This is a genomic window from Rhizobacter sp. P3_B12, from assembly GCF_056402895.1.
Map to the genome: position 1 here is coordinate 1 of NZ_JBFUGN010000586.1, position 3,911 is coordinate 3,911.

Below are 3,911 nucleotides of genomic sequence, written 5' to 3' on the forward strand. Positions count from 1 at the left end.
GCCGTGGCCTCCAGCGCCTCGGCGCCGCGCGCGGTGATCACCACGTTGACGCCCTCGCGCACCAGCGCCTGCGCGCAACCCTTGCCCAGGCCCTTGCTGGCGGCACACACCAGCGCCCACTTGCCTTCGATCCCGAGATCCATCTGAGAGTCCTTTCGACGCCGAGTGGCGAATCGTCGGGATTCTCGGCGAACTCGCTATTTCAGCGCTTCGACACGGTCGTAGAGCTCCTTGCTCCACGGCGCATCAGGCGCCGTCACCGCCTTCTGCACCGCCTGCATGAACGGCTTGCGGTCGACCTTGACGATCGTGCGCCCGGCCTTCTCGAAATCAGCCACCATGCGATTCTCCGATTCGAGGATGTCGTTGCTCGCGCGCGTGGAGGCCTCCCACAGCACCTGCTCGAACAGCTTGCGGTCGTCGGCCGGCAGCTTGCCCCAGGCCGATCCCGACACGATGGTCAGCAGCGACTCGGTGATGTGCCCGGTCAGCATCGTGTACTTCTGCACTTCGTAGAACTTCTTGGCCTCGATGGTCGGCAGCGGGTTCTCCTGTGCATCGACCGTGCCGTTCTGCAGCGCAAGGTACACCTCGGCAAAGGCGATCGGCGTCGGGTTCGCGCCGACCGCGCGCGGGAACATCATGTACAGCGGTGCATCGGGCACGCGCAGCTTCATGCCCTTCATGTCCTCCGGCTTCAGCACCTGCTTGTTGGCCGTCAGGTGGCGCTGGCCGTAGTAGGTGTAGCCGACGATGTGGTTGCCGCCGCTCTTGCTCTCATACCCCGCGGCCAGCTCCTTGAAGACCGCGCTGTTGCGAAAGCTCTGCCAGTGTGCGTAGTCGCGAAAGATGAACGGCGCCGACGCGATCGACAGCGGCGGGTACGCCCGCCCGGCGAACGCCATGCCGGTGTAGATGATGTCCACCGTGCCCAGCGTCAGGCCCTGGTTGATCTCGGTCTCCTTGCCCAGCGTCGACGCCGGGAACACGTCGATCAGGTACTTGCCGTTGCTGCGCTTCTTGATCTCGTCGGCGGCCCACAGCGCCTGCTTGTGGTACGGCTCGCTGGTCTCGTAGACATGCGCCAGCTTCAGCTTGGTCTGCGCGAGCCCGGCGGTGCTGCACAGCGCGAGCACCGCCACCGCGGCGAGCTGCTTGAAGGAAGAGATCTGGAACATCGTCGTCTCCTACGGCTTGTTGAGGTTCAGCTTCGGGATCAGCACCTTGAAGGTCTCATGGTCGCGTGCGACCACCTGCTTGAAGGCTGCCGCATCGGCATACGCGTAGCCGAGGTTCAGCTTGTCCATCGCCTCGTGCAGGCTGGGCTCGGCGGCGGTCTTCTGCGTCGCGGCGCGCAGCACGTCGACCACGTCCTGCGGCGTGCCCTTGGCCACGCCCAGCCCGCGCCAGGTGCCGATGCTCAGGTCGACGCCGCGTTCCTTCAGCGTCGGCACCTTCTCGAAGCCCTTCACGCGCTGGTCGGCCATCACCGCCAGCGTCTTCAGCTTGCCGGCCTGCACATAGGTGGACACCTCCGCCGGGCTGACCGACACCGCGTCGATCTGCGAGCCCATCAGCGCCAGCACCGCCGGCCCCGCGCCCTGGTACGGCACGTGCAGGAACTTCGCGCCGGTGCGGTCTTCGAGCGCCGCCGCGGCCAGGTGCCAGATCGAGCCGACACCCGAGTTGCCCACCTTCAGGTCGCCCTTCTTCGCGGCGGCGATGAACTCCTCGTAGGTGTTCCACGGCGCATCGGCACGCACCGTGATCGCGGCCGGGTCGGCGTTCAGCTGCGCGATCGGGATGAAATCCTCGTGCGTGAACTTCGCGAGGCCCAGGTGCGGCAGCGTCGCGATCTCGACCGTCATCACCGCGATCGTGTAGCCGTCGGGCTTGCTGTTGATCACGTAGCTCCAGCCGATCGCACCGCTCGCGCCCGGCTTGTTGCTGACGTACATCGAGGCCGGCAGGTGCTTGCGCGAGGCCTCGGCGAAGGCGCGCGCGAGCGCATCGGTCCCACCGCCCGGCTGGTAGGGCACCAGCAGCTCGATCGGGCGCGTCGGGTAGTCGGCCGCGCGCGCGTTGGAGGCGGTGAAGGCCGAGATCCCGGCCAGGGGCAGCAGGCAGGCGGCGGCCAACAGCAGGGCGTGCCGTGCAGCATCGAAGCGAATCATCGTCGTTGTCTCCGTTCAGGGGGGTCTTGTCGTCGTCGGAAAAACAGGCTCAGGACAGCAGCCGCGGCAGCCACAGCGAGATCGCCGGCACGAAGGTGACCAGCGCCAGCGAGCCGAGCAGCGGCACCAGCCACGGCAGGATGGCCATGGTCGTGCGCTCGACCGACAGCTTGGCCACCCGCGCCAGCACGAAAAGCACCAGGCCCATCGGCGGGTGCAGCAGGCCGATCATCAGGTTCAACACCATCACCAGCCCGAAGTGGACCGGGTCGATCCCCAGGTGCTGCACGATCGGCAACAGGATGGGCACCAGGATCGTGATCGCGGCAGTGGGCTCCAGGAAGCAGCCGACGAACAGCATCAGCGCATTCGCCAGCAGCAGGAACTGCCACGGCTCGCTCGCGAAGGTCAGCACCCATTGCGCGATCAGCTCGGTGGTGCGGGTGGCGGTCAGCATCCAGCCGAAGATCGAAGCGGCCGCCACGATGAACAGCACCGTCGACGAGGTCTCGACCGTGTCCATGCAGGCCTTGACGAGCGTCTTCAGGCTCAGCGTGCGGTACCACACCAGGCCCAGGAACAGCGCCCACACGCAGGCGGCGATCGCGCCTTCGGTGGCGGTGAACAGGCCGCTGGTCATGCCACCGATCAGCAGCACCGGCGTCATGATCGGCAGCACCGCGTCGAAGCGGAACACGCGGTCGGCCACGAGCAGCGCGGCCAGCGCGAGCGCGGTCGCGAGTTGCATGTTGGCGCCGGTGCGGGCCACCGCCCACAGCACGACCGGAAAGCCGATCACCACCGCCAGCTCGCCGAGYGCCTTGACGATGCGGCCCAGCTCGGGCCGTGTGTCGCGGCCCCAGCCGTTGCGGTGCGCGAACCAGGCCACCGTGAGCATCATCAGCAGCGCCATCACCACGCCGGGCACGATGCCGGCCAGGAACAGCTGGCCGACCGAGACGTTGGCGAACATCGCGTAGATCACGAACGGCAGCGAGGGCGGGATGATGGGCCCGAGCGTCGCCGATGCCGCGGTGACGCCGACCGCGAACTCGGTGCTGTAGCCGTGTTCCTTCATCGCCTTGATCTCGATCGTGCCCAGGCCCGCRGCATCGGCGATCGCGGTGCCGCTCATGCCGGCGAAGATCACCGAGCCGACGATGTTCACGTGCGCGAGCCCGCCCTTCAGCCAGCCGACCAGCGCGAGCGAGAAGTTGTAGATGCGCGTCGTGATGCCGCCGACGTTCATCAGGTTGCCGGCGAGGATGAAGAACGGCACGGCCAGCAGCGGAAAGCTGTCGATGCCGCCGACCATGCGGTGGATCACGACGAACGGCGGCGAGTTGCCGCTGACCAGCACGAACAGCAGCACGGCGGCCGCCATCGCGATCGCCACCGGCACGCCCGCGCCCATGAACAGCAGGAAGACGAGCTTGAAGGCAGCGGTCATGGGTACCCCTCGTCTGCCAGCTCGGGCTTCTCGAGCAGCGACGCGCCGCGCTTCCAGTTGGCCCGCGCGACATCGATCGCGCGCCAGGTCATCAGCACGAAGCCGAGCAGCACCGCGCCGTACACCAGCCCCATCGGCAGGTCGACCACCGCCAYCCGGCTCGCGCCGATGCGCTCGATCAGCTGCCAGGTGAGCACCGCGCAGGTGCCCAGGAAGGCGATGCGGATCAGGTCGACGATGACGGACAGCACCCGCATCGGCCGCGCCGGGAACACGCGGTACAGGTA

At 67.5% G+C, this 3,911-nt stretch carries 5 protein-coding genes; all 5 read right to left on the reverse strand.

Translation table 11 applies throughout. The features are described from left to right. On the reverse strand, window positions 1–143 hold a 143-nt coding region (locus AC1D01_RS24165; protein ID WP_477870876.1), incomplete at its 3' end, for an SDR family NAD(P)-dependent oxidoreductase. Between the two features lie 54 nt (window positions 144–197). After that, a complete protein-coding gene (locus AC1D01_RS24170; RefSeq protein WP_477870869.1) occupies window positions 198–1,178 on the reverse strand; it encodes a sialic acid TRAP transporter substrate-binding protein SiaP in 981 nt (326 codons plus the stop codon). Between the two features lie 9 nt (window positions 1,179–1,187). Further along, the gene (locus tag AC1D01_RS24175; protein WP_477870871.1) at window positions 1,188–2,174 is read right to left on the reverse strand and encodes a tripartite tricarboxylate transporter substrate binding protein; all 987 of its coding nucleotides are present in this window, start codon (window positions 2,172–2,174) and stop codon (window positions 1,188–1,190) included. A gap of 49 nt (window positions 2,175–2,223) precedes the next feature. Beyond that, on the reverse strand, window positions 2,224–3,624 hold the full coding sequence (locus tag AC1D01_RS24180) for a TRAP transporter large permease (protein ID WP_477870873.1): 1,401 nt from the start codon (window positions 3,622–3,624) through the stop codon (window positions 2,224–2,226). Next, window positions 3,621–3,911, reverse strand: a 291-nt coding sequence (locus tag AC1D01_RS24185) for a TRAP transporter small permease (protein ID WP_477870875.1), incomplete at its 5' end; no start/stop codon positions are given. The genes AC1D01_RS24180 and AC1D01_RS24185, both read right to left, overlap by 4 nt.